Source organism: Fortiea sp. LEGE XX443, from assembly GCF_015206815.1.
Lineage (GTDB): Bacteria > Cyanobacteriota > Cyanobacteriia > Cyanobacteriales > Nostocaceae > Nostoc_B.
Genome location: NZ_JADEXZ010000036.1, coordinates 29,717 through 55,171 on the forward strand (window position 1 = coordinate 29,717; position 25,455 = coordinate 55,171).

At 39.9% G+C, this 25,455-nt stretch carries 23 protein-coding genes; 14 read left to right on the plus strand and 9 right to left on the minus strand.

The features are described 5' to 3' along the window. The first annotated feature begins 352 nt into the window (after positions 1-352). From IQ259_RS14850 to IQ259_RS14865, 4 genes are all read left to right on the plus strand, one after another. Positions 353-2,104 (plus strand): ABC transporter ATP-binding protein, encoded by a 1,752-nt coding sequence (locus IQ259_RS14850; protein WP_193886035.1) that lies wholly within the window; start codon positions 353-355, stop codon positions 2,102-2,104. A 79-nt stretch (positions 2,105-2,183) separates the two neighbouring features. Continuing rightward, on the plus strand, positions 2,184-3,479 hold the full coding sequence (locus tag IQ259_RS14855) for a sensor histidine kinase (protein WP_193886036.1): 1,296 nt from the start codon (positions 2,184-2,186) through the stop codon (positions 3,477-3,479). A gap of 111 nt (positions 3,480-3,590) precedes the next feature. Beyond that, the gene (locus tag IQ259_RS14860) at positions 3,591-3,833 is read left to right on the plus strand and encodes a hypothetical protein (protein ID WP_193886038.1); all 243 of its coding nucleotides are present in this window, start codon (positions 3,591-3,593) and stop codon (positions 3,831-3,833) included. 64 nt (positions 3,834-3,897) lie between these two features. Beyond that, the gene (locus IQ259_RS14865; protein ID WP_193886040.1) at positions 3,898-4,326 is read left to right on the plus strand and encodes a HupE/UreJ family protein; all 429 of its coding nucleotides are present in this window, start codon (positions 3,898-3,900) and stop codon (positions 4,324-4,326) included. A gap of 59 nt (positions 4,327-4,385) precedes the next feature. Here the strand turns inward: IQ259_RS14865 and IQ259_RS14870 are convergent, their stop codons facing one another. After that, positions 4,386-5,060, minus strand: coding sequence for a sugar transferase (locus tag IQ259_RS14870; protein WP_193886042.1), 675 nt, complete (start codon positions 5,058-5,060; stop codon positions 4,386-4,388). Between the two features lie 465 nt (positions 5,061-5,525). On the opposite strand from IQ259_RS14870, the gene IQ259_RS14875 reads away from it, so the two are divergent. Beyond that, positions 5,526-5,831: a hypothetical protein gene (locus IQ259_RS14875; protein WP_193886044.1), complete on the plus strand. Its 306-nt coding sequence runs from the start codon at positions 5,526-5,528 to the stop codon at positions 5,829-5,831. Positions 5,832-6,008: 177 nt separating this feature from the next. On the opposite strand, the gene IQ259_RS14880 is transcribed toward IQ259_RS14875, so the two are convergent. The 3 genes from IQ259_RS14880 to IQ259_RS14890 are packed head-to-tail and all read right to left on the minus strand — an operon-like array spanning position 6,009 to position 8,837. Beyond that, the gene (locus IQ259_RS14880) at positions 6,009-6,770 is read right to left on the minus strand and encodes a MinD/ParA family protein (RefSeq protein WP_193886046.1); all 762 of its coding nucleotides are present in this window, start codon (positions 6,768-6,770) and stop codon (positions 6,009-6,011) included. Between the two features lie 58 nt (positions 6,771-6,828). After that, positions 6,829-7,125: a MarR family transcriptional regulator gene (locus IQ259_RS14885; protein ID WP_193886047.1), complete on the minus strand. Its 297-nt coding sequence runs from the start codon at positions 7,123-7,125 to the stop codon at positions 6,829-6,831. Positions 7,126-7,130: 5 nt separating this feature from the next. Then, positions 7,131-8,837: a CHASE2 domain-containing protein gene (locus tag IQ259_RS14890; protein WP_193886049.1), complete on the minus strand. Its 1,707-nt coding sequence runs from the start codon at positions 8,835-8,837 to the stop codon at positions 7,131-7,133. Positions 8,838-9,209: 372 nt separating this feature from the next. Here IQ259_RS14890 and IQ259_RS14895 point away from each other — a divergent pair, with 372 nt between their 5' ends. The 3 genes from IQ259_RS14895 to IQ259_RS14905 all read left to right on the plus strand — a co-directional run bounded on the left by IQ259_RS14895 (position 9,210) and on the right by IQ259_RS14905 (position 14,522). Next, positions 9,210-10,028 (plus strand): DUF928 domain-containing protein, encoded by an 819-nt coding sequence (locus tag IQ259_RS14895; RefSeq protein WP_193886051.1) that lies wholly within the window; start codon positions 9,210-9,212, stop codon positions 10,026-10,028. Positions 10,029-10,175: 147 nt separating this feature from the next. Next, positions 10,176-11,732, plus strand: a complete 1,557-nt coding sequence (locus IQ259_RS14900; RefSeq protein WP_193886053.1) for a hypothetical protein — start codon at positions 10,176-10,178, stop codon at positions 11,730-11,732. A gap of 426 nt (positions 11,733-12,158) precedes the next feature. After that, complete coding sequence (locus tag IQ259_RS14905; RefSeq protein WP_193886055.1) at positions 12,159-14,522, plus strand: PhoX family phosphatase; 2,364 nt, start codon at positions 12,159-12,161, stop codon at positions 14,520-14,522. Between the two features lie 111 nt (positions 14,523-14,633). Here IQ259_RS14905 and IQ259_RS14910 read toward each other — a convergent pair whose 3' ends face one another. Both IQ259_RS14910 and IQ259_RS14915 read right to left on the minus strand, forming a co-directional pair. Then, complete coding sequence (locus tag IQ259_RS14910; RefSeq protein ID WP_193886057.1) at positions 14,634-15,188, minus strand: PEP-CTERM sorting domain-containing protein; 555 nt, start codon at positions 15,186-15,188, stop codon at positions 14,634-14,636. Positions 15,189-15,426: 238 nt separating this feature from the next. Further along, the gene (locus IQ259_RS14915; protein WP_193886059.1) at positions 15,427-17,406 is read right to left on the minus strand and encodes a hybrid sensor histidine kinase/response regulator; all 1,980 of its coding nucleotides are present in this window, start codon (positions 17,404-17,406) and stop codon (positions 15,427-15,429) included. A 293-nt stretch (positions 17,407-17,699) separates the two neighbouring features. On the opposite strand from IQ259_RS14915, the gene IQ259_RS14920 reads away from it, so the two are divergent. From IQ259_RS14920 to IQ259_RS14940, 5 genes are all read left to right on the plus strand, one after another. Next, entirely contained in the window at positions 17,700-18,386 is a 687-nt protein-coding gene (locus IQ259_RS14920) for a RibD family protein (protein ID WP_193886061.1), read from the plus strand. A gap of 97 nt (positions 18,387-18,483) precedes the next feature. Further along, complete coding sequence (locus tag IQ259_RS14925) at positions 18,484-19,671, plus strand: GNAT family N-acetyltransferase (protein ID WP_193886063.1); 1,188 nt, start codon at positions 18,484-18,486, stop codon at positions 19,669-19,671. 93 nt (positions 19,672-19,764) lie between these two features. Next, complete coding sequence (locus IQ259_RS14930; protein WP_193886065.1) at positions 19,765-20,502, plus strand: TIGR04255 family protein; 738 nt, start codon at positions 19,765-19,767, stop codon at positions 20,500-20,502. Further along, positions 20,502-20,795 carry a hypothetical protein gene (locus IQ259_RS14935; protein ID WP_193886067.1) on the plus strand — a complete coding sequence of 98 codons (294 nt, stop codon included), beginning with the start codon at positions 20,502-20,504 and terminating at the stop codon, positions 20,793-20,795. Before IQ259_RS14930 ends, IQ259_RS14935 begins: the two co-directional genes overlap by 1 nt. After that, a complete protein-coding gene (locus IQ259_RS14940) occupies positions 20,792-21,331 on the plus strand; it encodes a hypothetical protein (protein ID WP_193886068.1) in 540 nt (179 codons plus the stop codon). Before IQ259_RS14935 ends, IQ259_RS14940 begins: the two co-directional genes overlap by 4 nt. Positions 21,332-21,342: 11 nt before the next feature. Here IQ259_RS14940 and IQ259_RS14945 read toward each other — a convergent pair whose 3' ends face one another. Then, positions 21,343-22,476, minus strand: a complete 1,134-nt coding sequence (locus IQ259_RS14945) for a tetratricopeptide repeat protein (protein WP_193886070.1) — start codon at positions 22,474-22,476, stop codon at positions 21,343-21,345. A 158-nt stretch (positions 22,477-22,634) separates the two neighbouring features. Further along, entirely contained in the window at positions 22,635-23,783 is a 1,149-nt protein-coding gene (gene queA, locus IQ259_RS14950; RefSeq protein WP_193886072.1) for a tRNA preQ1(34) S-adenosylmethionine ribosyltransferase-isomerase QueA, read from the minus strand. A 222-nt stretch (positions 23,784-24,005) separates the two neighbouring features. Between queA and IQ259_RS14955 the strand changes: the two genes are divergently transcribed. Continuing rightward, positions 24,006-24,395, plus strand: a complete 390-nt coding sequence (locus IQ259_RS14955; RefSeq protein ID WP_193886080.1) for a hypothetical protein — start codon at positions 24,006-24,008, stop codon at positions 24,393-24,395. 99 nt (positions 24,396-24,494) lie between these two features. On the opposite strand, the gene IQ259_RS14960 is transcribed toward IQ259_RS14955, so the two are convergent. Then, positions 24,495-25,034 carry a YraN family protein gene (locus IQ259_RS14960; protein WP_193886074.1) on the minus strand — a complete coding sequence of 180 codons (540 nt, stop codon included), beginning with the start codon at positions 25,032-25,034 and terminating at the stop codon, positions 24,495-24,497. Positions 25,035-25,455 lie beyond the last annotated feature (421 nt).

Below are 25,455 nucleotides of genomic sequence, written 5' to 3' on the forward strand. Positions count from 1 at the left end.
AATTAACAAGGCCGCAACGCTACGCCCTAGTGGCTGGCCTTATTTATAGCAGGTGACAGGGAACAGGCTTCCGCCGTGAGCGTCAGCCGAACGGTGACAGGTGACAGGGTTAAAAGTCTTTTAGTGCATGAGTTTTATCATTGGCCGATGTCCTAACTGCCTTGGCTACTGCTATAAAAAAAGAATCCCGAATTCAGAAGACAATTTAGATGGGTCAATTCTCCTCTATACTGACTTCTGTTGCTGCACGCGAGGAAACCTCGCCAACGCAGTTCTCTTTAGAATTTTTTCTAGATAAAATATAAACCTACGATCCGTTGGTTTAGGATGATGGAGTTGCAAAATCGCTGTCATGGCAAAATCTCGACGGCTGGCTAAACTCGGTGCTTACCTGCGTCCTCATTGGCTAGAGGCAACATTGGGCATTTTTGCTTTGTTGTCTGTCAATGGCTTGGGTGTTTATATTCCTTGGTTAATTCGTGGCTGTGTTGATAAACTTTCAACCCAATTTAGCTGGGATCAATTACTACATTATGTAGTAATCATCATTTTGTTGAGTTCAGCAATGTGGTTAATCCGCATGGCATCACGGATCTGGCTGTTTGGCGTAGGACGACAGGTAGAATTTGACCTAAAACAACGGATTTTTGAACATTTACTCAAGCTAGAACCTGCTTATTTTGCTACAAATACCGCTGGAGATTTGATTAGTCGAGCTACCAGCGATGTCGAAAATATCCGGCGATTGTTGGGTTTTGCGGTGCTAAGTTTAGCAAATACTTTTTTTGCCTACACTTTGACTCTGCCGGTGATGCTGACGATTAGTAGAGACCTCACACTGTATTCCTTAGCAGTTTATCCCTTCATGTTCTTGCTGGTACATTTGTTTAGCGATCGCCTACGCAAACAACAAGCAACTGTACAAGAGCAACTCTCTGAGATCAGTGAACTGATTCAAGAAGACATTAGCGGTATTGCTTTAATTAAAATCTACGCTCAAGAAGAAAACGAGCGTCGAGCTTTTGCTAAAAAAAATCAGCAGCTTTTAAAAGCTAACCTGCAATTGGCAAAAAGCCGCAATGTCTTGTTTCCCTTGATTGGTGGTTTAGCTAATATCAGTTCTTTAATCATCATTTGGTTAGGAACAACACGCATTTCTGGAGGAAGTTTAGCAGTTGGTGACTTTTTAGCACTGTTGATTTATGTAGAGCGTTTGGTATTTCCCACTGCTTTGTTAGGCTTCACAATTACTACCTATCAACGAGGTGAAGTCAGTATTGATCGCCTAGAATCGATTTTCAGTGTCACACCCAAAGTTCAAGATGCAGCTGATGCTGTACATTTACCACTGGCCGAAATCAAAGGAGAAGTTACAGCGAAGAACTTCAGCTTTACTTACCCAGAGGCGATAACACCTGCTTTAGATCATGTCAACTTTACAATTTCCCCTGGGGAGACAGTGGCTATTGTCGGAGCAATTGGTTCTGGGAAATCAACTTTAGCCAATGCCTTACCTCGGTTGTTGGATATTGGGACAGGACAACTATTTTTGGATGGCGTAGATATCACCAAAATTGCATTAGCCGATTTGCGGAGTGCGATCGCTTATGTTCCCCAAGATAGCTTTTTGTTCAGTACTACAATCAAAAATAATATCCGCTACGCTGACCCAGTAAGAGAACAACAAGATGTAGAATCTGTGGCTGTCATGGCTCAGATTAATTCCGAAATTACTAATTTTCCCCAAAAATACGAAACTCTTGTCGGTGAACGAGGTATTACCCTTTCTGGCGGGCAAAGGCAACGCACTGCTTTAGCTAGGGCTATGCTAGTTGATGCCCCAGTTTTAATTTTGGATGATGCGTTATCTAGCGTAGATAATCAAACAGCCACAAAAATTCTCAAAAACCTTTCTAGTGGAACTGACCGCAAAACTGTGATTTTTATTACCCACCAATTATCAGCAGCAGCAGCGGCTGACCGAATTTTGGTGATGGACAAGGGCAAAATTGTTCAAACTGGCAATCATATCGAACTTGTGCAGCAAGAGGGTCTTTACAGAACATTATGGAGCCAACATCAAGTCGAAGAATTGCTGCGTTAGTGTTTAATTACTGAAGACGATTTTTAAGGTAGCGAGTATAATTTGTCATTCTTCACCGACAATAATATACTTGTTTCCTATGTTGCAATTTCTCCAGGAATTTTTCGCTGATGGCTCGTTTATTCCACATGGCCATTGCTACCTTTGGCGGCCGAGTTTGGTATGGTTACATATCTTATCAGATGCGCTAACTGCTCTAGCCTATTATTCTATCCCCGTCGCTCTGGTTTATTTTGTCCGCAAGCGACAGGATTTGCCTTTCAAATCGATACTTGTATTATTTGGAGTTTTTATTGTTTCCTGTGGTACAACCCATGTCTTAGAAATCTGGACACTTTGGCATCCTACTTACTGGCTATCTGGTTCTATCAAAGCTTTTACGGCTTTTATCTCGGTTTACACAGCAATTGTTTTAGTGCCAATAATTCCCCAAGCATTAGCTTTACCGAGTCCGGCAGCATTAGAAGCAGCTAACAGCCAATTAAAACTTACCCTAAAAGAATTGGCGAATACCCAAGCACAATTGATTCAAACTGAAAAAATTTCTTCTTTAGGACAATTAATTGGTTGCCTTGCCCATGAAATTAATAACCCGATTAATTTCATTTATGGCAATACCACACTCATCAAGAACTATACGGAAAATTTATTAGAATTAATAGAAATTTATCAGCAAAAATATCCCAATGTAGAACCAGAAATTGCAGATGTTAGTGAGAAAATTGACCTCTCTTTTATCCAGGAAGAATTACCAAAAATCTTAGTTTCTATAACAGTTGGAGTAGAGCGCATTCGCAAATTAGTCTTATCTCTGCGTAATTTTTCAAGACTAGATGAAGCTGAGTTAAAGTTAGTTGATCTTCACGAAGGTATTGATAGCAGTCTTTTGATTTTACAAAATCGTTTGCGAGGCACGGTAAATTATCCAGATATTAAAATCGTTAAAGAATATGGAAATTTACCAAAAGTCGAGTGTTATCCTCGACAAATCAATCAAGTGTTGATAAATATTTTGAATCATGTTACTGAAAATTTAAAAAAATCAATACACGGTAATCAAATATCAACAATTAATCAAAAAAGCACAACTAAAAATCCTCGAATTTATATTTCCACTGAGATTGTAAATAGCAATCAAATTATGATTAAAATTTCTGATAACGGTTATGGAATGACAGACGAAGAAACACAAAAAATATTTGACCCATTCATGAATACTCAACCTACGGCATCAGGGACAAATATGGGATTATGGATTAGCCATCAAATTGTCGAAAATTATGGTGGTCAACTGAAGTGTACTTCCATACCACTGCAAGGTACAGAGTTTTTACTAGCAATTCCAGTACGCATCAATCCCTTAAATCATGTGTAAACCAAGAGATACCAGACTGCTTAAAAAGGCTGGGTATCTAACGCTGATGGCGTTAGTTTTTTTGGTACTTGGGCAGTATAAAGTACCAAAAAACTAATGTGGTATATAGTTATGTTGAAAGATAAATTACTCCAGCGTCACATTGGCGCGATCGCTGCTTTAGCTATCATTAGCTTGCTGAGTTCATGGAGTGGACTACCATTTCACCATGAAATTTATAACTCCTGGGATGGCTTTTTGTGGGGAATGGCAGATCCGGTGCTGGCGTTAGATAAATTAGTTGGTATCTTGACAATTGGTTTACTAGCGGCTGGGAATGTGCGCGGTAGATGGATAGCCGTTGCCCTTGTATAGCAGGTGACAGGTAACAGGTAACAGGTGACAGGGTTAAAAGTCTTTTAGTGCATGAGTTTTATCATTGGCCGATGTCCTAACTGCCTTGGCTACTGCTATATTAGCCAACATTTTCGGAACGGTAATTCATCTATTACAGATAAATTTACCAGTTACAGAAATAGCGATCGCTATTGTCAGCATTGCTTGTGGTATGGTTCTAGTTATGCCAAAGCAGCCTAACTTGTTCACACTGCTAATGCTAACGGCGATCGCTGGTTTATTTCAGGGTTATTTTAATAGTGACTCGATTCTTGAGGCAGGAACAATGCCTTCAGTGATTTATATTTTTGGTGCTGCCTTGACACAGTATGCAGTGGTGATGAGTACTAGAGAAATTGGCACTAAAGTTAGTCAAGCAGAGTTGTCAGGTATTTTGCCAAGAAAAATGAGTTTAGTAGGCTTCGCTATCTGCGCTCTTGGTATTGTCTCTTTGAAACACTGGATAAACTAATTAAACTAAGTATTTGGTGTATGGCTTCTAAGTTTAGCCACAGTTAAGATTTCTCTGCCTTAAAAAGCTCCAACTTTACCAAAGATGACGTGGAAGGTTTTTGTAATCAGAAATAAGTCATACAATGGATGCCATTTTTCTTGGTAACGCAAGTCTAAATCAACTATTTGTTCAAAATCTTTGACATGAGAACGACCATGAACTTGCCATTCACCAGTTAAACCCGGTTTGACATTGAGACGTTGCCAATGGCGCTGATTGTACTTGGCTACTTCGTCAGCAGTAGGTGGACGTGTTCCTACCAAGCTCATTTCACCTACAAGCACATTCCAAAATTGAGGTAATTCGTCTAAGCTGGTACGACGTAAAAAACGCCCCACTTTTGTGACTCGGAAATCATTCTTGTTTTTAAAGATTAATCCGTTAGCTTCGTTTTGGACAAGAAATTTTAGTTGTTCAGCATCGTTAACCATTGAGCGAAATTTACGGAGTTGAAAAGGCCGTCCCTGGAGTCCATAACGCTCTTGAGTAAAGAAAACAGGGCCTGGGCTGTCGAGTTTAATCGCGATAGCGATCGGTATAAACACAACAGCTAAAATTATTAAACCCACCAAACTCCCCAAAATATCCAAACAACGTTTGAATTTAGAATCTACAGAAGAGTGTGGCGTATCTAATTTCCAAGTTTTGTAAGTAGCACCTTGACTGACGCTTTGCAAATGTGTTTGGTACATTATCTAGCCAGATGTATATTAATCAGGGTAAAATCACTTAAATTTGTTTCCGAATATAAACTTTGTATTATTATCAAAAGTGCTTTTATACGGTATATTTACTGAATCTTCATCAAGTTTACTAAACATATGAAATTTTATAAATTTTACATGAAGTATATTTTATCTATCTTTTGGAGGATGTTTAAGTAAATCTAATATGTATAAAAAAATGCGTGAATATTCAAACTAGCTACTAATTTATTAGATGAGCCAGAAAGCTAAACTGAAGTATCTAAGAAAAATATCTAAGTATTATGGGCAGCACATCCCTAAATAAATGATGTAATCAGACTAACTTCAGATGGCACCTCTTGTTTGTAGATATGGGCAGATGTCATGAAATATGTACATCAGCATGAATACATAAAGACACACTGAGGCTAGAAACTGTGACTGGTATTTTTATGATGGGGTCGTGGAGATATGATTTCAGGTGGAGTCGAAGTTAAAGTTAGTCGCTTAGAATCTATTGTTGAACAGATTGGAGAAGCAGTACTTACCACTACTGAGACGATTGAAAGTCTTGCAGAAAGATTAGATCATCTCAGTATGCAAGTTGAAGCCCAAGGAAAGCATTTGCAACAGCAAAGCAATCAAATTTTTGCATTGTGTGATGCCCTTCAAAACCTAGCTCAATCTCAGGATTATACTGTGCAGAAACTCGCCCAACTTACACAAACATTAGACAAGCTAACATCCTTGATTCAAGGGTTAGACGAGGAAGTATGAAGTATGACATTACCCCTAACATTACTGCTTTTTCATCACCTCTAGGGAGAGTATAATATGATCAAATATTCAATTTGAGAGTATAGAAAAATACTTATACTTAGTTGATTCATCTCGCATTTATGCAAGGCTATTTTTCATGCTCAAAAATGCCAGAATCATCAAGTATTATTTTGGCTATTGCATAATCATCTGGGCTACTTGATCCATAACTTGACTAAAGGGATGTTCTGGATGACGTAAGCAGAATAAATCGCTACTGGCTAGTTGAATCAATTCTTCGGACAGTGGTAAAACACCAGCTACAGGTGCGTTGTAGGTTTTTTCTACCTGTTGTTTGAGAACATCAAAATCTAGGGCTGGTAGTGCTTTGTTGATTAACAATAACATCTTTGGTACTTCTAGTTTGCGGGCAACTTCCACTGTTACGGCTGTACCTTGAAAATCTTGGCGATCGGGGCGTAAGATGAGAACCAAGATATCAGAAATGGCAATTGAGAGTAAGGTTTCTTCGTTGAGTCCTGGGTGGGTATCAATAAATAGGTAATCTAATTTCAAAGTAATCAGCAGTTTTTGAAAGCCTTCATTGAGTAAGTTAAAATCGAATCCTTCCCGCAGAACTTTAGTAATATCTCTGGCTTTAATACTAGAAGGTGTTAAATAAATTCGTCCTTTTGCTCCTGCTGTTTGACCTAAAATTGAGGTAACGTCGTAGGCAGATTCTTCAATATTACAGCGTCCCCAAAGATAATCGTTGAGGGAGTATTTAATTTTCTGCTCATCAAAACCAAACAGGACGTGAATACCTGGAGACTGAATATCTGTATCAACAATACCAACCCGATAGCCATAACGTGCAACTATTGCTGCTAAGTTAGCGGTGGAATTTGATTTACCTGTACCGCCGCGAAATGAGTGGATGGATACAATTTTTGACATGGTGAAAATAGTTTTTTTAACCGAACCGCAGAGACGCAGAAAGTGCAGAGTAATAGTTTTAGAGTTTATCCCATATATTTTGAGGCAGTTTACTTTTCTTCTGAGTAGAAAAAAGTGGCTGATAGTGAAGCAAGCCACTAGCATTTAATTCTTGAATAAATCCTTGCTCTATGAGATTTTGCAGATGTTGTTGTGTTAGTTCTTCAGAAATTTTGAGATGAACTGCTACTTCAGATAAAGTAACTTTTTGCTGGTGAGTTATCCAGTTAACAAGTTGTCGCTGTTCGTCGGGTAAGTTCATTACGTCTAAAATATTGTTTTGGGGCGATGATTCGATAAATTCTTGGGGATTCATAATTATTATTTATTTTCTTTCATTTTTTTACTACGACGTTGTAAATCTGCCAAATATTCTAATTCTTCTTGTTCTTCAATTGTTGTTGGTGTTGTGGTTATTTCTAAGTTATGAGTTTGGGGTTCTATAAGCGTGGTTTCTTCAGAGTTGGTTTTGTTTCGCTTGTTGCGTACTTGCTGTAAGTAATCTATTTCTGTAGTTTCGATATTTTTTGGTTTAGAGATTATTGTTTCAGGTAAAAGATTATTGGGATCTAAGTTATTGACAACGGGAGTAATTGTGATTGGTAAGATTTCTTGATGATCTCGAATTCGTAAATCTTTGGCTTTTTGCTGTAATTCTAAAAAGTAGTCACTTTCGGTGATAGCAGCTACTTCTTGATTTTTTTTGTCTTCATCAATGTCAATGTTAATTTTAAGAAAACCTTTAACGGTTTTAACGATTGTGGCGGCGTATCTATCTATTAATACAACACCAACAGCAGTGGCTAAAAGTCCTAAAACTGGGGGGACTAGAGGTATCCAACCAGCTTGAAGAAATATTAGATAGGTGCTACCCAATAGTACAGCGATCGCAACTCCTCCACCCAATACCAAAAGCCAAGGTTTGCGAATCCGCCAAGCTAAAAATCCTCCCACTAATGACCAAGCAAATACCCATAAACCTTCTTGCGATTCGTTCCAAAACCAAAATAGAGGTCGTTTATCCAAAACTGCACTCAATATCTGACTGGCGTTTTGGGCGTGAACTATTACCCCCGGCATTTTTTGGCTATCTGCTGAACCCGCGCTGTAAGGCGTATAAAAAGTATCTTTGACAATTTGGGCGGTGTAGCCAATCATCACAATTTTGTCTTTGATTAAAGCTGGGTCAACTTTATCAGCGAGGATATCTCTGAGTGATACTTGCTTGACGGCGTTTTTAGCAGAACGGTAGTTAAGCAGTATTTGGTAATCTTCTGTATCAATTTTGTGATACCCACCCGATTTTGGTGTTAAGCGTTTGAGAACTGTCGAACCTAATTGCAATTCACCAGATTTTGTTGGTTGTGCTTCAATTCCCTGTTCGGCTAAATAACGCACCGCCATTTGTAAACTTAAGGATGGCAATTGATTTTCTGAGTCAGCAATATTGCAGATATGTTCGTTAGGCTTTGGCAATTTTGAGGCTTTAGGGACGGAAATCAGCATTCCTTGACGGACTGTACCGCCTGCATCTACGGGAAAGTCAGCGATTCCGACTCTATCTTCTGTAACACCGGGTGCGGCGGCGATACCAGGAGAATCTGGTTTACTCAAGACGCAAACAGCTACAATATTCTCTGTTTCTGATAATATTTGTACCAATTCTGTACGACCTGCGGCTGCACCTTGCTTCACATCCCGCAAAATATCTATACCAATGACTCGCGGTTCGTGTTCTTCTAGTTTTGTCAATAACTGCGCCATTGTGCCGTCTTCAATGGGATACTCTTTGCGTGTTTGAATATCTGTATCATCGATACCGACTACTAAAAAGCGATTGTCTGAACCTTCATCAGGGCGCGATCGCATTAACCAATCAAATGCTGCTAACTCCATTCCCTGCAAGCTACCGAGTTCTCGTAACCCCACAACTAATCCAGCGATCGCTACACTGGTAAGAACTACCGTACCTCCAATGGTTAATGCTGTTTGACGTAAATTGCGGAGCCTGGAATCTCGATTTACCATTGGTTTTTCCTCTTGATCTATGAGCTAAAAGTGTGAATGTTAAAAAATAGCCTGATTTTTCCAAGAAATTTGTATTTGGTAAATTTCTTTGTATTAACTAATATCCAATTAATATGTATCCAACTTACCTAGTTTCTTAAGATTGTCATTGTTTTTTAATATTTCTAAATGAAATTGATGTGTGAAAATCAATAAATTAAGATTCCTGAATTTTGTGATGATTCGGGAATCTGATCACGGGAATGCTATAGTGATTTCGCTGAAGCTACAACAATGTAAAATTGACTAGATTCAAGCAGATAATATTGATCAAACGGAACTTTAAGTATTACGAAATAGTCATTAAGAAAAACATACATATTGTAAATAAATATGATCAAAAAAACCTTACTATTAATTACACTAGGCTTAACTCTAATTCCAGATTTGCTACTGACTACAGTCACAACAATAGCCGCACCTACCAATAGCGTTTCCCAACTGACTATTCCACGTCCAAAACCCAGATTTGCACCACGTCGCCGTTCTTTATTAAGATTTAAAGTCCCAGGAATTCGCGGTTCTCGCAATCTCGAAGCCGGAGCAGCACGGGGAAAATGCAGTCCGCAAGATATTAATGGAGTTTTACCACCAAAACCTGCGACGATCGCTGCAAATCAAATTCCGGTGGAACTAACCATCAGCGATCGCCCAACATTTTTTGTGAGTGTACCGCGCACTTCTGCAAAGCAAGCAGTATTTTTACTCAGGGATGAAGCGGGAGAAGAGATAGTTGACAAAACTTTGCCATTAACAGCCAGCAGCGGAATTATGAGCTATACCTTACCTGCGGATTTTCAGGGGTTGGAAGTGGGTAAGAAGTATCGATGGCGCTTTTCTCTACTGTGCGATCCGACAAGAGGCGATCGCAGTGGTGATCCAGTTGCCAGTGGATGGATAGAAAGAACAGAATTACCGGCAACAGTAGCTAAAAAGTTAGAAACAGCAACAAATAAACAGCGTATTCTCATTTATGCAGACAATGGTTACTGGCATGACACCCTCAAAACCCTCGCTGACTTACGTGCTGCTAGTCCCAATGATTTAACTTTAGTACGTGATTGGGATGACCTCTTGCGATCGGTGGGATTAGAAACAATTTCTAAGCAGCCTTTAATTCAACTCAGTATCACCACAGCTTCTAGCCCATAAAAATTCTCTAGTTTGCCTCAAACAAAAGTTCTAGCCCACGAAGGTGGGCTTTAAGATTCTATGACTAAAATTATGGGTTATCATGCTATTTTTATGGTAAAAATTTAAAAAGAGCGCCACCAAAATTAATTTCATTTTTACCTAATAATGTTAAACCAAAAAATCATTAAATATACTTCAAGATTACCTTTGCATTTTCCTTGGTTTATTATTGTTATTTTTTCTGTTTTTGGTTTAATAGGCATTCTCAACCATTCGATGTGGCGAGATGAACTAAATCCCTGGTTGATTGTCAGAGATAGTGAATCTTTTGGGGATTTGATTGCAAATATTCATTATGAAGGTCATCCTGTTCTATGGTATTTTTCTCTGGCATTTCTGAGAAAAATAGTAGATAATCCCATTATTATGCAAGTTTTTCATTTGACAATCACAGTTATTTCTGTTGCTTTTTTTTGCCTATATAGCCCTTTTAACTATCGACAGAAATTTCTGTTTTCTTTTGGTTTTTTTACTTTTTATGAATATCTTTTAATTTCTCGAAACTATGCCTTTAGTATGTTGTTCATTTTTGCATTCTGTACGGTATTTTCATCCAGGAAAATAACTTATGTTTATTTAGCAATTTTATTAGGATTGCTCGCAAATAGTAGCGCTTATGGATTATTAGTATCATTTTCTTTATCATTGACTTTGCTTGCTGAATTTTTATTTGATACTAGACATCGCCAGCAATATTTTAGTCAAAGTCAAAAATATGACTTATTTTTAAGTATTATAATTGTCATATTTTCTTTTATTTTATCTATTTATATTATTACTCCTCCAACAGACTCTTATCTTCATGGAGGTTTAAATAAAGGATGGCAAATACAATTAGATATCCATCATTTTTTGAGAAGCATAGGTAGAATATTTGGTAGTTATTTATTAATTATTCCTACATCAAAAAGATGGCTAGATTTAATTGTTTGTGCCGCAATTGCTGTATTTATTGTAATTTTAACTTTGATTAAATTATCTAAAAAGCCAGTTCCTTTATTTTTTTACATTACAGGTACTTCTCTAATATTTGCCTTTACATACTTGAGATTTATAGGTGTACATCGGCATTTTGGACATTTCTATTTAGTTTTGATAGCAGCTTTATGGCTGGGAAGTTATTATCAAGAGTCTACAGTTTTACTGGATAAACTTTCGATTCGGACAAATTCAATTACATTTGTGCATAAATGGCATCATATTGCATTGATGCTAATTCTTTATATCCAGTTTTTTGGAGGAATTTATAGTTTTTCCAGAGATTTATTTATCCCATTATCTAGCAGTCGGGAAACATCTCAATATATTCAAAAAGCTGGATTAGATAATGAGTTTATTGTTGCCAGTCGAGATGCAAATATGGCTCCTTTATCTGGCTATCTCAATCGAAAGTTTTATTATCCTGAGCTTCAAAAAATGGGAAGCTTTACTTTATTTAAAAAAGGGCGTAAAGATGTAGAACAAGCTGAGATATTAAGCCAAATTAATGATTTATTCAAAAATCAAGGTGAACACAAGAAAATTTTGCTGATTTTAAATAAAAAGCTGAATGTCGGCCGCAATGATTTAAAGATTGTTCCGATTAAAGATTTTCAGAGGGGCTGGGTAGATAATGAACGATATTATCTTTATTGGGCAGAGAGATTTTTTCAGGAGAGATGAGCGAAAAAAGCCCTCTTACTCAGATTTGTGAAAATTGAGAGCTTCAATGACGGTCATTGAACAAACATTGTTGTCCATAGTTTCGGACTGTTCGCCATACTTCTTGAGAGACTGCAAGTTTTGGTTTAGTTACCTTAATCTTGCCGTTTCCTTTCTTTTTTGCTAACTCAACTTAACATATCAATCCAGGGATAATTTTTAGTTAACCATTATATAACCTCAAAATAATTCTTGTTAATTAAGTTAATTAAAATCTGAGACACGCTCTGGTATCTGAGCAACAGGCATCGGTATCAACCTGTTATTAAAAGCAGGTTAACTGGAGTTTAAATAGAGAAAAAACTCATATAGATTGAGTAATTTCTTCAGCATTGAAAAGCGTTGATTACGGCTAAATCTACTCTGATCCAAAAGAGGAACATTTTGATGTCTACATTAAGTCGAAGACAGCTTCTAGTATTTTTTGGTGGTAGTGCTGCGGCTACCGTATTGGGAGACAACCTATTAGGAGGTTTGTCTAATTTTGCAGGAGCAAGCACAACACCACTCAGCTTTACGCCAATACGCTTACCTCATCCTTTACCGATTTATCAAACTAAGTCTAGTTTCTTAGCAACAGGAATTGGACAAGGGCAAAACATCGCTCCGTCTGCAAGTCCAAATTTGCCTAGCTACACCGTTCTTGATGATGTTATCGTACCACCAGAATATGAACGTTACGTCATTGTAGGCTGGGGCGATCGCGTATTCTCTAACCCTGATGAATACGTTGGCTACAACTGCGACTACACTGGTTTCATCTCTTTGGGCAGAACGACAGACGAAGGCTTTTTGTGGGTTAACCATGAATATGTCAGCTTCCCCTTCTCCGGTTTAACCCCAGGCGCACCCGCCGATGTCCAAGCACTAACAACCACATTCCCCACAGTCATTGGTCGGTCTTTACCAGCAGCCAGAAGTGTGGAACTTGATGGAGAATTTTTATACAACCTTGGTGGTTCAATCGTCCGCATCTCTCGCCGCAACCCTGCTAGACGTTATACCGTAGTTAGAGATGCGAGAAATCGCCGGATTCACGGTCTATCTGGCTTGGGAATCAGCAGCGAAAGAACCGATGGATATCAAAACGTTACTAGCTGGGGAAGCCTCAGCTATCAACAAGGCGACCAGAATTTCTTAATTGGTACTGGCCCAGCAGCAACCCAAGTATTTGAAGGCGTGAATGCTGATGGACTGGGTAATAGAATTATTGGTACTGCTTACAACTGTTCTGGTGGTACAACTCCTTGGGGAACCATCCTTAGTGCAGAAGAAAACTTCCAAGGTGGCGGTACATTTTTCGTGGGTGTGACGGAAGCAGTTCTACCCAATGGAAGCCAAACAGGTTACACTCCCGGTACAACTGGTCAAACTTTTGGCTTAGTTGGCGAAAAATATGGCTGGATGGTAGAAATTGACCCTGTTAACCCTGGTTTCCGTCCCCGGAAACATTCTTGGTTGGGTCGTTTCCGCCATGAAAATATCACCATGCGTGTGGAAACTGGTAGAAAACTAGTTGCTTACATGGGTGACGATAGAAACGGCGGACACACATGGAAGTTTGTCAGTGAAGGTACAGTAACTTCCCCAACTAGTAAAGCCAATAGCAGTTTGTGGGAACGCGGTCGTTTATATGTAGCCCGTTTCAATCCTGGTGGTACTGGTGAATGGGTACCTCTACTGTTAACTACCGCCACAAATCCGCTTCCTCCTACAGTAATTTCTTCTGTAGAATTTGCGGCGCGTGGTTTAGCCACAAACCAGGGTCGTTTACCATTACCCAGACGTAACGGTATAGCTGGACAAACTATCGATGGTGGCGTATTCATTTGCGATCGCACTAACGAAGCCACCACATTACCCCCATATCAAAACAGAACACTAGCAGATTTCTATCCTAACCAAGGTGCGCTGCTCTGCGATGCTTTCCTCGCTGCTAACTTGGCTGGCGGAACTCCCACAGGCCGTCCAGAAGATTTAGAAGTGCATCCCATCACCAAAGAAGTGTTCATTGCCTACACCGATGGTGCGCCTAGTGGTGATGGTTATCCTGATTCTCGCATTTTCCAAGTCGCTAAGTTAACCGCTGATATCAATGCGACCCAACAATCAGGCGGACTGTACAAAATTATCGAAGACAGTGCCGATGGTACAGGACTCACCTTCAGATGGGAAAGATTAGCCCAAGGTGGTGAAGCCGGGTCAGTAGATGGTGCTGGTTTTGCTGCTTTGGATAACTTGGTATTTGACAATCAAGCTAACGTTTGGGGTGTAACGGATATGTCCACCAGCACCCATAACGGTTTCAACGTGGGCGCTGCTGGTAATCCCACAAATATCAATCACACAAATGTTGGTAATGTCTCTAGTTTTTCAGGTGTGTTTGGTAATAACTGGCTGTTCTATATCCCCACTACTGGGCCTGACGCTGGAAAAGTCATACCTTTTGCCCACGGGCCTGTGCGTTGTGAAATGACAGGGCCGACTTTTGTGGGCGATACACTGATTCTTGCGGTGCAGCACCCCGGTGAAGATTCTCCAATTAATGATGGTACAACTCTCAGCCGCTCAATAGAAATGCTGGCTTTGAATGGTACAGTCTTCAATCAGACTCGCTCTGTCCCTCGTGGTAGTAGCTGGCCTAGCAATATGTCTACTGCTGATGGTGGTCAAAGTCAACCCCAAGGTGTTCCTCGTCCAACTGTAATTGGTATCCAACGTCGTAACCCGATCAGCGGCAGATTTGTTTAAAATCTTGCACTCAGAGAATCTGAATATTTAGAAATAAGGATGTACATGGTTTACGTTATGTACATCCTCACATTAAGTAGGGTGGGCATTAGAATGCCCACCCTACTGCTACTATGCTGCGGATGCTTTTTTCTTGCGATTTACCAAAAATCCGGTAGCTGTAGCGATCGCAGTGCCAAAAATCGCAAAAGGTTCTGGAACTCTGGTATAAGTAACAGTACCTTCTTGTGTAGTAGATAATAAATCAGCACTCAGAATGCTATAAAATCTATCTCCAGCAGTTGACGGAGTATCTACATCACCAATAAAGAACTGATCTTCCACTAAATAGCTGAGTCCTACAAAGTTGCCATTGTTAAAGCTAACCAAAGGTGCTATTCCTGATCCAAAGTCAAAATCATCAACTTCTGTGTACCGAGTACCTAAATAATCAAATACAACGGATTGTAATCCATTGCTAACATTTAGACTCTCTTCGCCTACACCATTTAAGTTGCTGTCATCATAGCTAAAGGAACCAAAATATTGACCTCGGTTAACGCCAGATGTCACATTGGCTGTGAAATTGAAATTAAATACAGCAGCTTGTGTCGGTTTAACTTCAACAACAGCCAAAGATAAAGCAACAGCAAAAGTAGCAATGCCAAAGTTTTTGGTTAATTTCATGAGACTAAGCTCCAAAGCTCAAAAGTATAGATTGTGGCTACATCACTTAAATAAGCTTTGAAGTTATCTCCAGAGGTTAAGAAAAATAGAATAAATGGTTAAGCAGAATCAGATAGAGCCGTCATAAATCATTCTTAGGCCAAAAGATACCTGACTTATTTGAAAATCTGGTTATCTAAGCCTCTCAATTTCCAATCCCTAACATAGACGAATTACTAGAGTGACACTGAGGTTCTGTTCAATTTTTGAAGATTTTTTCTACTAAGGACTTTGCTTCTTTACCATTAGAATACGAGTTTACCTCTGTTATTTTCTTGTCTTCAGAGGGAACTTTCACATTCTCCAGATTTTCGTTCTTTATGGGAGTATTTAAATCAGAAGTATCGATGATGGGCAAAGTAATTTTCACAGTTGTCCCTTGATTCAAACCAGCACTTTCTAGGGAAATGCTACCGCCCATGAGTTCAATTAAGTTGCGAGAAATTGCTAGTCCCAATCCTGTACCATCAAACTTACGTGTAGAACTACCATCTATTCGCACAAAGGGACGAAATAATTTGTGTTGTTGGGCAGGTTCAATACCTAAACCTGTGTCTGTAACAGAAACGACTACTTGAGAATTGCTATTGTGATCTTCAATTGTAGTAGCGATCGCAATGCTGCCTTCATCGGTAAACTTAGTAGCGTTGCTAATAATATTAATCAGTACTTGCCGCAGTTTTGCTGCATCTGCTTTGATGAGAATTGGCTGATCATCCAAGATAGTTTTTAACTGTAAACCTTTTTGTTGCACAGTAACTGATTGTAAATTAATTACCTCCAACAGTGTGTGTCGGAGATCCATTGGCACTGTAACCACTGACAGTTTACCTGCTTCAATTTTGGAAATATCAAGTAAATCGTTAATAATGCCTAGCAAGTGGATGGCGGTTTCGTCAGCGCGTTTAAGAAACTCCAATTCTTCTTCGCGGCTATCGCACATGTCCTCTCTCACTAAGCGCACACAATTAATAATGATATTAAGCGGATTACGCAACTCATGAGAAGTTGTTGCCAAAAACTGACTTTTAATTTGGTTGGCAGTTTTTGCTTCTTTCCAAGCTAGTTCTAGTTCGTCAGCCCAAGCTTTGAGCCTTTCAAACATTTGGTCAATTGCTTGTGCTAGTTGGTTAAATTCGCGGATTTTGAAGTTTTGCGGTACTTTTTGGGCAGCATGATGACTGTGGATATTCAGCACATAATCTCGTAATTCTTCTACAGGGGCGGCTAAATAAGGAGCCAAATATAACGATACCAACAAACTTGCACCAATTAAACTAACTGTCAAGACAATTAAGATGAGTTTGATTTCCTCTAAACCAAACAGCGCATTATCTACACTAGTAACGGCTAAAATGATCCATTTCTGCGGCTGCTGGGAGATCGGATTAGCAATGACACTATAGCCAGCGACTAATTCTTCATCTTCTTGAAAAGATAAGTTGATAGAATTACTTTGTCCGGCCATTGCATTCTGAATAATGCTTTGAATTCTATCGGCATCTGAGTACTCTTGAATATTACTACTGACACGCCCTGGTATTGGGTGTGCGAGTATTGTTCCATCTTCCTCAATCACTAGTGTTGATCCTGCAAGGGAGCCTGGATGATTTCTGGTTTGCTTGTACAATGCCAACTGCATTCTCAAAACATACTTTAATTGCCCGCTTTGACTGTGAACTGGGGCAAACATTACCATTTGCAGTTGGTTTTCTGTATCTCTTTGACCAGTTGTACCTGCTTTTGGCGGTAACATTGCCTTGATTTCAACTCCTTTGTCAGCAAAGGGCAATTGCGGTTCTGTAATTGTTTTGTCACCACAACTACTAGCAATGATGTCGCCGTCTTGCAAATTAGTTAACTGTAAGCACTCAATGTAGGTTGGTAGTTCTTGCGCTACCTGATTGAGAAATGCTTGTACTTCAGTCGGCGAACCCGATCGCAATACTGATGCTTGACTGGCAATTAATAAACTAGTTTTGAGGGTAGCGATCGCATTTACGATCTTCTCACCTTTGAGAACAGCACTTTCTGTCAGGTTTTGACGTGCAGTGTTCAGCAGGCTAGAACGCGCTTTATTCAAGGCTACAATTTCCCCCAGCAGTAAAACTGGGACAAACAGCAGCAAAATTCTGGTTACTAAAATACGTCTAAATGACGATTCACGGAACTTAGCCATCGAGTGTCTCACTTCACATCTGCAAACCACAACAGCAAACGATATGCAATTAGATTAGCTAAATGAGACATTTTTATGTTGTGAGAGTTTTATGAACAACACCCAACATTATCAGATATTGAAGGCTCAAAAAGAAAGATGTTATACCAAAACTCTTATGGGTTAAATAGAATTGCGACGTATGTTGCATAAAGATAAAGTTACGAAATTGGTAAACAGTAACTTGCTGGGCAGAGATTTTTTGACAATCAACGCACTAGCAAGGAAAATACTAAGACTATCAAACCAATCCAATGGCGCAACATCGTCCTCATACCACAGTAGTTTTGGCAATGAGTGCAGATGGCAAGATAGCAGATTTTAAGCGATCGCCTGCTCGATTTGGCTCAAGGGCTGATCAAGCACACCTAGAAAAACAGATCGCTGCTGCTGATGCCATTCTATTAGGTGCTGGCACTCTCCATGCTTACGGTACAACACTTACCGTATCACAACCAACACTGCTGCAACATCGAATCCAAGAGGGTAAGTCGCCCCAGCCGGTTCATATAGTCATTACACACTCTGCGAATCTCAATCCGGAAATCAAGTTTTTTAAACAGCCGATCAAACGCTGGTTGTTGACAACAACTGTGGGGGCAAGTGTTTGGCAAGGACGCTCAGAATTTGAACAGATTTTAGTTTTTGAAACCTCAAATGGAAAAATTGACCCCGTTGCTGCTTTGCAACACCTGGCATCTATACATATAACACGCCTAGCAGTCTTAGGTGGTGGTCAATTAGTAGCGTCTATGGTGAACTTAGATTTAATCGATGAGTTCTGGCTTACCATCTGTCCGTTGATTTTGGGCGGTGCTACAGCACCCACACCTGTAGAAGGGCAGGGATTTTTAGCTAATTTGGCTCCTCGGCTCAAACTTTTAGACGTTGAACAAGTTGAGCAAGAAGTCTTTCTACACTATCAGGTGCAACGACATTAAACTAAGGAAAGTCAAAAGTAAAAAGGCAAAAGTCAAAAGCTTCTTTTAGTTTTTTACTCTTGACTTTTACCTTCCTAGTGCCTAATCTTCTAAAAAGATGGTGGAACAAATTAAGCCGCGCTATTCTATTGCTTGGATTAATAAAATCGCCGAAGTACCCCAAGATGCCTGGGATGCTTTAGCACTGTCCTTAAAGACTCCATTTTTAGAGTGGCAATGGCTAAAAAATCTCGAAACATCTCACAGTGCTACAGACAAAACTGGCTGGTTGCCAAATCACTTAACGTTGTGGCGAGACAGAACCCTGATTGCAGCTGCGCCTTTTTATCTCAAAGGACATAGTTATGGCGAATTTGTTTTCGATCATCAGTGGGCAGAATTAGCCGATCGCATCGGTGTGCAATATTATCCCAAACTATTGGGTATGGCTCCATTTACCCCGGCGGAAGGTTATCGGTTTTTAATTGCGCCAGGAGAAGATGAAGATGAAATCACCGCCATGATAGTGCATGAAATTGACACTTTCTGTACCAAATATAAAATTTCTGGTTGTCACTTTCTCTATGTTGATCCCGAATGGCGAGCAGTTCTAGAACGCAATGGATTTAGCACTTGGTTGCACCACAGCTATATTTGGGAAAATCTTGGATTTAATACTTTTGATGACTATTTAGGAGTTTTCAACGCCAATCAGCGCCGAAATATCAAGCGGGAGCGCAAGGCTGTAGAAAAGGCTGGCTTACGGCTACAACCACTGACTGGTGATGAAATTCCCAAATCTTTGTTTCCTTTGATGTACCAATTCTACGCCGATACTTGTGATAAGTTTGGCTGGTGGGGAAGCAAGTACCTCACAAAGCAATTTTTTGAACAGCTACACGCCGATTATCGCCATCGGGTGGTATTTTTTGCAGCATATAGCGAACAAGATGAGCGTCAACCTGTGGGTATGTCTTTTTGCCTTTATAAAAACGATCAATTATATGGGCGCTATTGGGGTAGTTTTCAAGAAATAGATTGCCTACATTTTGATGCTTGTTATTACACACCAATTGAGTGGGCGATCGCAAATAATATCCAATTATTCGATCCCGGTGCTGGTGGAAGACACAAAAAACGGCGTGGATTCCCGGCTGCACCCAATTACAGCTTGCATCGCTTTTATAACCACCGTTTGGCACAAATTTTACTTCCTTATATTAAAGAAGTGAATCAACTGGAACAGCAGGAAATTGCAGAAATTAATGCGGAAATGCCATTTAGTCAGAAAGTTAACGATAAATAATCAGGTAAAATCCGCTTCAAACAAGCTGAAGTTATTATCAAGGCACTGTATTTTCATTGCTCCTGTCGACACAGGCAGTTTACGATAATTAGTATGCAAGCACGAAAACACTACTCACGCGCCCCAATCACTGAAGCGTTAATTGATATACAAGTTCAACTTCCACAAGATGTTAAACTTGACGTTTTAGCACAGGTGTACTCAAGTATTAAGACTAAGTACTCCAAGCGTGAGGAAATGCTTGTATTTCAGGGTCAAATGATTGCTGGTGCTAGTTTTGGAGCGACAGCAAGCCAATCTCAAATCGGCTATAGAGTCGTCAGCGACGATCAAAAACAAATCCTTCAAGTACGTTTGGATGGCTTCACCTTTAGTCGGCTTGCTCCCTACGACTGCTGGGAAACTTTCCGAGATGAAGCAAAGCGATTATGGAGCATATATCAGTCGTTGACAAATCCAGCCGCTATTACTCGATTAGCCGTGAGATACATTAACAGGCTGGATATTCCTCTACCTGTTAGTGATTTAAACAATTACTTAAGGACATTTCCGGAAGTCTCCTCTGACTTACCACAAGGATTAAGTGGCTACTTTATGCAGCTACAAATTCCTCAAGAGAAACTAGAAACAATGCTTGTTCTCAATCAAGCACTCGTTCCTCCTCCAAGTCCTGATTTTATTTCTATACTATTGGATTTAGACTTGTTTGTAGAACAGGATATTCCCAAAGATGAAAAAGAACTTTGGGAAATTGTGGAACAAATGCACGAACAAAAGAACAAAGCTTTTGAAGCTTGCATTACAGAACACACAAGGGAGTTGATTAATTAATGGCGACAATAACCCCTCCACGTCCTAATGACACCGCAACCAAACCCAGATTAATTGTACTTGAGCCAAGAACTACCTCTGTTTTGCAAAGTCCAGAAGGACGAAGGATAGCAGAGGTAACTGAAAATGCTTTGCAAATTTTGGCTCAGATAAAAGAATACATAGAGTATATTAAAAGTATTAGTGAAGTAGATTACAATCCACTTCCACCAAAGCGCTCAGAGCGGGTAGTTATGCGTGCCAAGTTCAAAGGGCGTAAAAAACCTCTGCCTTATCTTTTAGATGAAGAATGACGATAGACCCTTTCTGGGTGCAGGTTAATGAACCGACTCTCAGGCAAGGTGATTACCTACCTGGGTGTCTCGTACCAGTACCATTATTTGACCCGACAACTTTTGGAAAAAAAGACAATGAAACTCAAGAAGTAGAGGTAGAAGTCAACGAATTAGATTTAATTGTTTTAACTCAAAGTTGTGATCTGGAACAAAAAAAAGTTAGTCAAGTAGTTGTGTGTGCAATTTACCAGATATCAGAATTTGAAGTGACTAACTCAGAATTTGCAAGAAAGGGCAAATGGAATGAGGTTTTAGCGGGTAGAATAGCGGACTTACATCTACTTGCATCGCCAATTAACCCTGAAAATAACAGAGAAGCGTTGGTTGTAAATTTTAGAGAGATATACAGTTTACCTTACGAATATATTTTGAAATACGCCACCGATATAGATTGTCGGTGGCGATTAAAGTCTCCTTACTTAGAACACTGTTCTCAAGCATTCGCAAGATTATTCATGCGGGTGGGCTTACCATCTTCAATTCCACGTTTTTGATAAGTTAACCGTTATCTACTTGGTTGTCCAAAAGAAACTGGCACATCTCCTGGTTTCGCTGGTGTTTCCTCTGGAGTTGCGGGGGTTGGTTGGGCTGGTGTTGCTACATTCTCAGTAGGTGCGGGTTTTTTGCCAGCTTGACGTTGCTGTTGCTCTTGTAATTTCTGTTGAGCAATTTGTTGGGTAATTTGCTGCATTAATTGTTCAACTTTTGCAGTTTGCTCTGTGCTACCTTGTTCGCGGTAGTTATTACGCGCACGCTTCAAAGCTTCATTAGCCTTCTTGAATTCGCCCTGATTGTATAAAGTGATGCCCAAGTTATGGTGAGCCGTAGCATCTTTAGAGTTTTGGCGAATTGCTTGCTTATAAACGGAAATCGCCTCAGCAGTTTGACCTTGAACTACCAGCAAACCAGCCATATTATTGTAGGCGGTGGTATTTTTCGGATCTAGCTGGATAGCTTGGCGATAAGCTGCGATCGCTTGTTCTAATTGTCCTTGTTCTTGCAGGGCGATCGCAAGGTTAAAGAATGTACTAACATTACCGCTATCGAGATTAGCTGCTTGCTGATATGCTGCGATCGCAGCTTGCGGTTGTCCTATTTCATATAGTGCCACACCCAAGTTATATTGGGCGGCTGCCATTTTTGGCTCTATAACTAAGGCTTGGCGATAAGCTGTAATTGCTGCTTCTTTTTGTCCTTGCCTGTGCAACGCTAACCCTAAGTTGTAATAAACCTCACTTTGATTCGGGTTGATTCTAATCGCTTCGCTATATTCTTCGACGGCTATATCCAGGCGATTTTGTCTTAGGAGAATATTGCCCAAGTAATTCCTAGCCATGCCTATATTAGGATCATGCTCTAATGCTTGGCGAAAGGCAGATTCTGCACCGTCTAAGTCTTTGCGGTTATAGAGTGTAACTCCTTTTTGGTAATGAATAGCTGCATCCAAATCCTGAGAGATCACATTCTCGGCCAGTAACTTGCTTCCTGGTAAATTCGTTACTGATGGTGTAGCCAACACCAAAAACGCCGAGGCAGCTGAGATAATTGTCAAATGAGACTTCCGCCAATTGATTACTCGGTGAAACCCCAAGCTAGAAAAGCAGCAATACCACTGACGAAATTGATGCTGTTTATACATAAATTGCAGCCTGTATTTGTAGTGAGATCCTATAAGTCAGAGTACCCACTACATTAGGAAAAATTAAAAAAGTGGCATGAAAAACATAAAGGGTAGGGGTTAATAAAATTCAGGAGTTATTTTTTCTCTCCCTTGCGCCCTGCCCTCTGCCCCCTTGCTTAATTCTTCGCTTCTGGCAAAATCAGCATGGCATCACCAAAGGAGTAAAAACGATATCGGGAGGCGATCGCTTCTTGGTATATTTTCAATAATCTTGGTCTACCAATTAAAGCACTTACCAGCATCAACAAACTAGAACGCGGCAGGTGAAAATTAGTAATCAACCCATCCACCACCCGCCATTGATAGCCAGGATAAATAAATAAGTTGATTTTACCACAAAATGGTTGTAATTCTCCAGATTGAGCCGCACCTTCTAAGGAGCGTACTACTGTTGTACCAACGGCAATAATTCGACCACCAGCAGCTTTAGTGGCGCGGATTTGTTCTACTGTGGCAGCAGGAACTTCAATCCATTCTTCGTGCATTTCGTGGCTAGTGACATCTTCCACTTCCACGGGGCGAAATGTGCCGACACCAACATGCAGAGTTACAAAAGCTTGATGGATATTGCGATCGCGCAACTTTTTTAGTAATTCTGGAGTAAAGTGTAACCCAGCTGTGGGCGCTGCGATCGCACCCGGTTGTTCGGCATAAACTGTCTGATACTGTTCATCAGCCGCTGCTGTTGTGGTGATGTAAGGCGGTAAAGGAATTTCACCAAACTTATCTAACAGTTCTACTAAAGATTTTCCTGGTGGCACATCAAATTGCAACAAACGTCCGCCTGTCGCCCCATCGGTTTCCAAAACAGTCGCAGTTAACTGGGATAGCCCATCTCCTAATCGCTTACAGGGAAAAATAATCTTTGAACCTGATTTAAAACGCTTTCCCGGCTTGACGAGGGCTAACCAACAGTTATGTTGTCGCTCTTCTAAAAGCAATACCTCAATTTCCGCTCCGGTAGATTTATAACCATAAAGTCTTGCCGGAATAACTTTTGTATTATTCATTACTAACAAATCCCCAGAACACAGAAGTTCAGGTAAATCGCGGAAGATATGGTGTAGTGGTGCTAAATCATTACCTGTGCTGGGAGAGTTGACTACTAATAACCGAGAACTATCTCTTGGAACTGCCGGATTTTGAGCAATCAATTCTGGAGGTAGTACATAGTCATACCCAGTTAATGAACAATCTAAGTGTTCGTCTTCTACTCCTGTGAAGGTAACTTTATTAAAATTTCCTTGTGTTATTGGTGTCTCCATTGACATTTATGCTATGTTCTAGGCGTTTATTAGAGATTTTCTCAGGAAAAACCCAATTTTATTCATAGAGTTTTTAGACTGGCATCATTAAGTAATACGTAATGATTAATCATTAAATTGGGTAAAACTCCCCATCCAAAGACGGGGGCTTCTACCCTACCGGGAAAGTAATCTATTGAGGATGATAGAAGTGTAGGATTGGCATTGATCCCAAGCACCAACATGGAATATTTGTATTACCTGGCAAATGCCAGTCTAACTTTAAGGGTTGTTCAACATCTGCACGCAACACCCCAAATACCTGTCTCGTTCGTTACCGTGATTCATCAAATTGATGGCTGGGTGGTTAGGATAAAACTTAACTGTCAAGTCTCAGCCCAACAAGATGGAGACTTTCGGGCTTTTATGAATGAATTGGGAATTAGCTACGAGCCACCTATGCGGGTACAAATGGCACTTTGGAGTTTGGAAGCAGGGCAATGTCCTGTGGACGTAATGCGCCGCTATCAAGTAGCGATCGTTTCTCATGGTAGCCCAGAGAGAGACGAAATTGAAGCATTTCGACAACAGTTTGTCCGAGGGTTAGGTTACTGTCCCGAAACTCTAGCGTGAAACTGTTTACTGTGAGGGCGGCTAGTAAAGAATTTGTAAATGGTACTTGCTCATAAAGATATTTGAGCAATTATAAATTATCATTCGCCCTCATTCTCATCAATCAACTAAAGAATCGAAAGCTGCTGGGATATATTCTTGAAGATAAAATTTGTATCCAGCAACCGATGAACTAAATAGAGCATCTTGGTTTGATGTGAAGTTAGTGGGTAATTTTGATATTCGCTGACAACACACAATAGCTACATCAAAGCGACAGGGATAATCGGCTTTTTCAGGATATTTAGTTAAAAACATTTCTGCTGTTCGCCAGAGTTTCGTCTGTTTTTGTGGGGTGATAGCACTTCTTCCTCCTGCATCCCAATTACCGAGACTGCGGGTTTTCACCTCAACAAAAGCTAGTGCCGAGTTTTGAGTGCTGTTAGTAGGGTGTTGAACCCATGTTGAGTTTTTAATACTCCCCTGCCCCCTTGCTCCTCTGCCCCCTTGCTCCTCTGCTTCTTCTCCTGGATATTCAGCAATAATATCAATCTCTCCCCAACGGCAAGAAAAGCGCTGATGCAGAATCAACCAACCTGTAGACTGTAACCATTGTGTAACTAAGTCTTCACCTAATTGACCAATATTTAAGAGTTTCATATAAGTCAAAATTATAAGAAACAAATGTCAATATTTAAGATTAAAAGTATAGTAAGAGTGGTAGTGGTCGCCTCAAAATCATTCTCATAAATTTATAACAGATAATTAAGGATAAGCTGTTAAAGTTGATACTTGTAATTTAGGAGTCTACAATATACCGCAGTATTGTCATAATCTCCAAAATGGTAAATTATCGAAGAAGCTATGAAGAACTTGAGAAAGTTGCTTCTAAGCATTGGCCGTTAGAACTGCTAAAACAAGAATCAGAGTTAAGCATTATACCAATTCTTATTGGGGACTTCCAGAGAATAAGATATACAAGCCATAAAAATGATAATCATTCTGAAGGGGGAAAGAGCAGTTGCCGTCGGCAACTGCTCTTTCCTCCCAAATATATGCAAGATAAATGTCTGCACTCAAC

Excerpts from the sequence above, each read along its gene's own strand:
- IQ259_RS14955 (WP_193886080.1), top strand. The coding sequence starts at position 24,006 with ATGGAATATTTGTATTACCTGGCAAATGCCAGTCTAACTTTAAGGGTT.
- IQ259_RS14910 (WP_193886057.1), bottom strand. The coding sequence starts at position 15,188 with ATGAAATTAACCAAAAACTTTGGCATTGCTACTTTTGCTGTTGCTTTA.
- IQ259_RS14915 (WP_193886059.1), bottom strand. The coding sequence starts at position 17,406 with ATGGCTAAGTTCCGTGAATCGTCATTTAGACGTATTTTAGTAACCAGA.
- IQ259_RS14940 (WP_193886068.1), top strand. The coding sequence starts at position 20,792 with ATGACGATAGACCCTTTCTGGGTGCAGGTTAATGAACCGACTCTCAGG.
- IQ259_RS14895 (WP_193886051.1), top strand. The coding sequence starts at position 9,210 with ATGATCAAAAAAACCTTACTATTAATTACACTAGGCTTAACTCTAATT.
- IQ259_RS14880 (WP_193886046.1), bottom strand. The coding sequence starts at position 6,770 with ATGTCAAAAATTGTATCCATCCACTCATTTCGCGGCGGTACAGGTAAA.
- IQ259_RS14930 (WP_193886065.1), top strand. The coding sequence starts at position 19,765 with ATGCAAGCACGAAAACACTACTCACGCGCCCCAATCACTGAAGCGTTA.
- IQ259_RS14860 (WP_193886038.1), top strand. The coding sequence starts at position 3,591 with ATGTTGAAAGATAAATTACTCCAGCGTCACATTGGCGCGATCGCTGCT.
- IQ259_RS14945 (WP_193886070.1), bottom strand. The coding sequence starts at position 22,476 with ATGTATAAACAGCATCAATTTCGTCAGTGGTATTGCTGCTTTTCTAGC.
- IQ259_RS14920 (WP_193886061.1), top strand. The coding sequence starts at position 17,700 with ATGGCGCAACATCGTCCTCATACCACAGTAGTTTTGGCAATGAGTGCA.
- IQ259_RS14935 (WP_193886067.1), top strand. The coding sequence starts at position 20,502 with ATGGCGACAATAACCCCTCCACGTCCTAATGACACCGCAACCAAACCC.
- IQ259_RS14960 (WP_193886074.1), bottom strand. The coding sequence starts at position 25,034 with ATGAAACTCTTAAATATTGGTCAATTAGGTGAAGACTTAGTTACACAA.
- queA (WP_193886072.1), bottom strand. The coding sequence starts at position 23,783 with ATGGAGACACCAATAACACAAGGAAATTTTAATAAAGTTACCTTCACA.
- IQ259_RS14855 (WP_193886036.1), top strand. The coding sequence starts at position 2,184 with ATGTTGCAATTTCTCCAGGAATTTTTCGCTGATGGCTCGTTTATTCCA.
- IQ259_RS14870 (WP_193886042.1), bottom strand. The coding sequence starts at position 5,060 with ATGTACCAAACACATTTGCAAAGCGTCAGTCAAGGTGCTACTTACAAA.
- IQ259_RS14925 (WP_193886063.1), top strand. The coding sequence starts at position 18,484 with ATGGTGGAACAAATTAAGCCGCGCTATTCTATTGCTTGGATTAATAAA.
- IQ259_RS14850 (WP_193886035.1), top strand. The coding sequence starts at position 353 with ATGGCAAAATCTCGACGGCTGGCTAAACTCGGTGCTTACCTGCGTCCT.
- IQ259_RS14875 (WP_193886044.1), top strand. The coding sequence starts at position 5,526 with ATGATTTCAGGTGGAGTCGAAGTTAAAGTTAGTCGCTTAGAATCTATT.
- IQ259_RS14885 (WP_193886047.1), bottom strand. The coding sequence starts at position 7,125 with ATGAATCCCCAAGAATTTATCGAATCATCGCCCCAAAACAATATTTTA.
- IQ259_RS14905 (WP_193886055.1), top strand. The coding sequence starts at position 12,159 with ATGTCTACATTAAGTCGAAGACAGCTTCTAGTATTTTTTGGTGGTAGT.
- IQ259_RS14890 (WP_193886049.1), bottom strand. The coding sequence starts at position 8,837 with ATGGTAAATCGAGATTCCAGGCTCCGCAATTTACGTCAAACAGCATTA.
- IQ259_RS14900 (WP_193886053.1), top strand. The coding sequence starts at position 10,176 with ATGTTAAACCAAAAAATCATTAAATATACTTCAAGATTACCTTTGCAT.